The organism is Streptomyces sp. NPDC057307 (assembly GCF_042667665.1).
Taxonomy (GTDB): domain Bacteria; phylum Actinomycetota; class Actinomycetes; order Streptomycetales; family Streptomycetaceae; genus Streptomyces.
Window position 1 is genome coordinate 1 of record NZ_JBHUZM010000250.1, and the last position, 5,384, is coordinate 5,384.

Genomic DNA, 5,384 nt, shown 5'->3' on the forward strand with positions numbered 1-5,384 from the left:
GTCCGACCGGCGCACCGCCCCGCCGCCTCACACCGTGTACGTGTCGAGCCGTCCGCACATCCCGAACTTCCCGTGCGCTTGCGGCAGTCGGGCCCGTACTCGCGCGTCGGCGAGATGCGACGCGTCGCCCTCGGCGAGCCGGTCGAGCTGAACGCCGGTCTGCCGCGCGGCCTCCGCCGCGCCGGACTCCCAGCGCCCCCGCCACTCGTCCAGCCTCGGCCGGACCAGTGCGGCCGCCGCCCGGTGGAAGTCCAGCAGCGGCTTCTCGTCCCCGGCGTCCCACGCCGCGCGCAGCGCTGCGAACCCCTCGACCGCCAGATCCCGCCGCCGCCGGGCGAACGCCGCCTGCTCGGCCTCGGTGCCTTCGGGGACACGGACCAGACGCCCGTACGTCTCGGGGTCGGTCAGATGTTCCGGCGGCAGGGTCAGCACGGCGTCCCCGGCCTCGGGCAGCCCGTTGTTCTGCATCAGTACGACGATCCGCAGCCCGTCCTCGTTGACGAGGCGGTGGATGGTGCCGGGGGTGAACCACACCAGGGCGCCGGGCTCCAGCGGGGTGGCGGCGAATCCCTCGGCGGTGAGGGTCTGGACGGCGCCGCGTCCGGCGGTCACGACGTACCCCTCGGAGCAGGTCAGATGCAGATGCGGGGTGCCGCCGGAGAGGCCGTCGGCGGCCTCCCAGTCGTACACGGTCAGGTGCGACACGGCGACGGCGCCGGGCAGCCCGGCGAAGCCGCTCGCCACAGCTATGTTCGCGCCCGCGCCTGGGGCTGTGGCCGCGCCTGGGCCTGCGTATGTGCCTGGGCCTGTGTATGTGCCTGCGTCTGTGTCTCTGTCTGCGGATGAGCCGGTGCGGGACGTCGTCAACACTTCCCTTCGGACCAGTGGGAGCAAGCGCTTTCTGTCCGAACGTAGATCCGCCCCGGGTCCGTGTCAACGGCCGGTACCCGGGGGATCGGGGCATGGCGGATGGGCCGTATGTGGGATCCTCAACTCGGCCTGGAACCAACGCGATCCCGGGGACGTCCCCCATACGGTCACGGCGAGGCGGGCGACCGGGCCGCAGGACGGCGCACGGTCACGGGGAACACCCGATTCAGGGGGAAACAGGGTTGGCACAGGTATCACCCACCACGGCGCAGGCGGACCCACAGCAGAGGAAACTGGCGGCGGAACTGAGGATCCTCGCCGCCGAGCCCGCCTTCGAACTGCGCAGTGCGGAATTCATCGACCTCGCTCATGACCTGGAGCAGCGGACACGTCTCGACCGGTGGGCCGACGTGGATCTCGTGCAGGCGTACGTACGCCCGGAGAGTCTGGCCCAGCCACCACCGGCCCGTCGCGCGCCCCTCCTCGCACAGCTCCGGGTGGCGCTGGCGGCCAAGGCGGGCGCCGGGGCACTCGTACGCACGGTGCGCGACGAGATGCGCCAACGGCCCGTCCGTGAGGGCTTCTTGGAGGCCGCGCTGGGCGTGCTGGTGTTCGTTCCGCTGCTCATCACCTGGTTCGGGCTGCGGGAAGCGGTGCGCGCGTACGGGGAGTTGAGCCAGGAGAATCCCAAGGAGGCGACCCGGCCGTTCCTCCAGCTGTGGCAGACGGGCTTCGGCGGTCATCTCGCCTCCTCGGGCCGGTTCGAGAACGTGGCGCTGATGGCGGTCGTGCTGATCAGCCTGCTGGTGGTGCTCTCGGTATGGCACGCGCGCGCCCGCTCGCGGGCGGACCGCGTGGAGGCGAAGCTGAACGGCGAGCAGGAGTATCTGCTCGGCCGGCTGGCGTCCCTGCTCACCCGGATCCAGCTGTCGCTCGTACCTCATCGCGCGGCTTCCCCGCAGCAGTTCACGGCCGGTCTGAGCAAGGCCGCCACCCGGATGGAGTCGCTGGCGTCGCGCGCCGACCGCAGTCACAATTCGCTGGTCAACTCGGCGAAGGCGCTGGAGGACGCGACGACCTCGCTGGAGAAGGCCGCCCTCGCGCTGACGGGTGAGCTGCCGAAGCTCGGCACGGCGGCGGACCGTATCGAGGCGGCCGTACGGGACGGGCAGGCGGCGACCGCGAAGGCGGGTACGGAGAACCAGGCCGCGGCCGGCCGGATCGCCGACCGCGTCAAGTCGGCGGGTGACACGGTGGAGGCGTCGCTGAAGGCGCTCGCCGCCGCGCAGCAGACGCTGGCGACGAGGTCGGAGTCGGTGGCGCAGGCCACGGAGCGCGCGTCGAAGGCGCTGGTGGACAGCACCGGGCGGACGAACGACGCCGTCGACGGGATGCGGGAGGCCACGGAGCGCTGGGACGCCGCGGCGGCGCACTGGCAGGACGCGGCGGCCCGGTTGGACACCGGACTGCGTGGACTGACGGTGCCTCAGAACGGTAACGGGGTCGGGGCCGTGGCGGCGCCGGACTCGGAGTACGGCGTCACGCCCGACCCGGCGGGCGCGCCGACGCTCGCCGGCGGACGCGCGTCCGGGGCGGGCTTCGAGTACGACACGCCCACGGAGCGGCTCTTGCTGACCGGCGCGAACGGCGGCGCCGCGAATGGGAGTTCCCATGGTGGCGGGGCGGGGCCCGTACCCGACGCGCCGACCACACGGACCACGCCCGGCATCCCGGAGCAGGGTCCGGCACGTCCGTCGTATCCGCCGCAGGACGAGGTGGGCCCGTGAGCCGTCCCGTACGCCGGGTGGGCCAACTGGCCGGGCGCGTACGGCGCGGCGGGCGGCCCGGTGTCGTCATGCTGGCCGGCTGGCTCTTCGCCGACCTCGTGCTGGTGCTCGCCCTGGTGTCGATGGCGGACCGGCCGGACCCGCTGGCCGCCCGCGCCGCCGTCAGACCGTCGCCGTCCGGCTCTCCTTCCCCGTCGCCCTCACCGACCCCGTCCCCCGCCGGGCCGAGGTCGGTCGAGCTGAAGCCGCAGCAGATCCGGGTGAAGGGCGGTGAGAGCAAGGACATCGTCGCCCAGATCAACAAGGGCACGAAGAAGTGGCCGGGGCGCACAGCGGCGCTGGTCCTGACCTTCGGCGGCAGCCAGGGCGGTACGGAGTACGCGCATCGCGTCAACTCGCTGCTCAGCAAGGCCCGTCCGGGGATGTTCTCCAAGAAGACGGCGACGGACGACTTCCACGATCTCGGCGAGCCGGCGAACTCGGCGATCATCCGGATCTACTTCTACACCTCGCCCCGCTGAACCGGGCGGCCGGAGAGCCGCGACGAACGAGAGGACCCACGGCGTGGAGCGGTGGCGGCCCGGCGCACGGGCGGAAGGCGTTGGCGACGGTGCGGACGGCGTGAACGGTGGTACGGACGGGCGGCGACTGCCGCTGCCCGTCCTGCCGCAGTTCCCCGGTATGCGTGGATTCGCCGAACTGGACTCGGTAATCCGCCGGTTGGGGTTCCGGCATGCCGCCGATCTGCTGCGGGGACCGGCCGTCGAGGCCGGGACGAGTGTGTTCGCGACGCTGCCGAAGGCGGCGACGGACGACGGGTTCCGGATCCTGGACGGCCTGTGGTTCCCCGCCCGGGGGCGTGCGTGGACGCGGGTGGACCTGCGTCATATCCAGGAGACGGCCGAGCGGTGGCGTACGTCCTCCGATCCCCGTGGCGGTACGGCGGCGGCGCTGATGGACACCATGGAGACCGTCGTGCGCGACGATCCCATGGGGCCGCGCCGCATCGTGCTGTGGCAGGTGTGCCGCGAGCTGAGGGACCGGGCCGGGGGGCCGACCGCGGAGGCGGCGGAGGCGCTCGGTGTGCACAGCGGGGACGCCGCGCCGCTGGCGTCCGCCGTCGCGGCGGACTTTCCCGGCAAGGGGCCGGTCCGGGTCGCGGCCGAGTCGATCAACGAGGTCTGGCCCGGTGAGCGGCTGCGGGAGGCGCAGCGGATCGCGGACCTCCTGCCGCCACAGCCGCGCGACCATGTGCTCGCGAACCTCCTGACCCGGCTGACCGAGCGGGCGGCGGCCGTGGACCGGCTGATGGACGAGGCGCGGCGGCTCGGGGGGCTCGGTGAGCTGCGCGCCGCGACGGTGTCCTGGCTGGCGGCCGTGCGGCGGGCGGCCGACGACGACGGGGCGATGGCGGGCCTGCTCGGCGCCGCGACGCTGCTCGCCGACGAGCTGTACTCGCCCGACGCGCGGACGCCCGCCGATTCGACGGTGCGGGTGGGCGTCGAGCGGCGGGCCGTCACGCTGACGTGGACGGCCGCGCGGCTGCCGCGTGACACCTCCCGTCTCGGGGGCCCGGTGTCATACCGGGTGCTGCGCTTCGTGGACGGTGCCCCGGAGCAGGCGGTGGAGGTGCCGCACCCGGACAGCTCGCTCTCGGTGCTCGACCTGGACGCCCCGATCGGCAGGCGGGTGCGGTACGCCGTACTGCCGCTGCGGCGGGGGCAGTTGGCGGGCGTACCGCGCGTCACGGGTGCCGTCCTGCTGGTGCCGGACGTGGAGGAGGTCCGCGCGGTGCCGGTGCCCGACGGCGTACGGCTGGAATGGCGCGCTCATCCGGCGGCCACGGGGTTCAGGGCGGTGCGTTCGACGGCGCGCCGGGCGGGGCGGTCGGGGGTCGCCGAGCAGCCGACGGACGGTGTGCCGGTGGACGGGCTGCTGGTGCCGGCCGGGCGGAAGGGGTTCGTGGACCGTCCACTGCGGCCGGCGACGTATCTGTACGAGATCTCCTGCGGCTATCCGGCCGTGCCCGATCTGCCGGGCGAGGGCGGGGAGTTGGTGTGGTCGCCGGGTCTGCGGGTCGCGGCGACGTCCGTGGAGTGGCCGTCGCCGGTGGAGGACATGACGGTAGGGCGCCTCGCGGACGGCACCGTGACCGTCGACTGGCGTCCGCCGGCGCGCGGGAACGGCCGTCTGGTGGAGTGGCCGGGCCTGCCCGTCGCGTCGGGTGACGACATGTCAGGAACTCCGGCCGCTCGGTCGGAGCCGGGTGTGGGCCCGGTGAGTGTGCTGCCCGAGGTGCGGACCCGGGTCCGGATGACGGCGGTCAGCGTGCTCGGCGACAGAGCGGTGGCCGGTCCGAGCGTGCTCGTCGAACGGCCGGGAACGGTCGAGGAATTGACGGCTCGACGCGCCGCTCCCGGCACGGCGGAGCTACGGTTCCGCTGGCCCGAGCCCGCGGTGCTGGTCCTGGTGGTGTGGGAGCAGGAGGGCCGGCGGCGGGAGACGCGCGTGGCGCGCAGCCGCTATCTGGCCGAGCAGCGCGTCGAGATCCCGGTGAACGGCCGCCCGTGCCGCATAGAGGTGAGCGCGGTCCCCCGCCCGGACGCGGTGGCGATCCCGGCGGTCCCGGCGACGACGTCACTGCCCCACGTACCCGAACCGCCTCCTCAGCCGCCCCGGAGCAGCCGCGCCCTCGCGCTGCTGTCGTTCCCGTGGACACCATGGAGC

General features: G+C 73.7%; 4 protein-coding genes. 3 read left to right on the forward strand and 1 reads right to left on the reverse strand.

Going from position 1 to position 5,384, the window contains the following annotated elements:
* Positions 1-27: 27 nt before the first annotated feature.
* A complete protein-coding gene (locus ACFUN8_RS36885) occupies positions 28-750 on the reverse strand; it encodes a cupin domain-containing protein (RefSeq protein WP_383647692.1) in 723 nt (240 codons plus the stop codon).
* Between the two features lie 362 nt (positions 751-1,112).
* Between ACFUN8_RS36885 and ACFUN8_RS36890 the strand changes: the two genes are divergently transcribed.
* The 3 genes from ACFUN8_RS36890 to ACFUN8_RS36900 all read left to right on the forward strand — a co-directional run.
* Entirely contained in the window at positions 1,113-2,657 is a 1,545-nt protein-coding gene (locus tag ACFUN8_RS36890; RefSeq protein WP_383647684.1) for a hypothetical protein, read from the forward strand.
* Positions 2,654-3,178 carry a hypothetical protein gene (locus tag ACFUN8_RS36895; RefSeq protein WP_383647687.1) on the forward strand — a complete coding sequence of 175 codons (525 nt, stop codon included), beginning with the start codon at positions 2,654-2,656 and terminating at the stop codon, positions 3,176-3,178. The genes ACFUN8_RS36890 and ACFUN8_RS36895 overlap by 4 nt, the downstream gene beginning before the upstream one ends.
* Before the next feature lie 100 nt (positions 3,179-3,278).
* Positions 3,279-5,384, forward strand: a 2,106-nt coding sequence (locus tag ACFUN8_RS36900) for a hypothetical protein (protein WP_383647689.1), incomplete at its 3' end; no start/stop codon positions are given.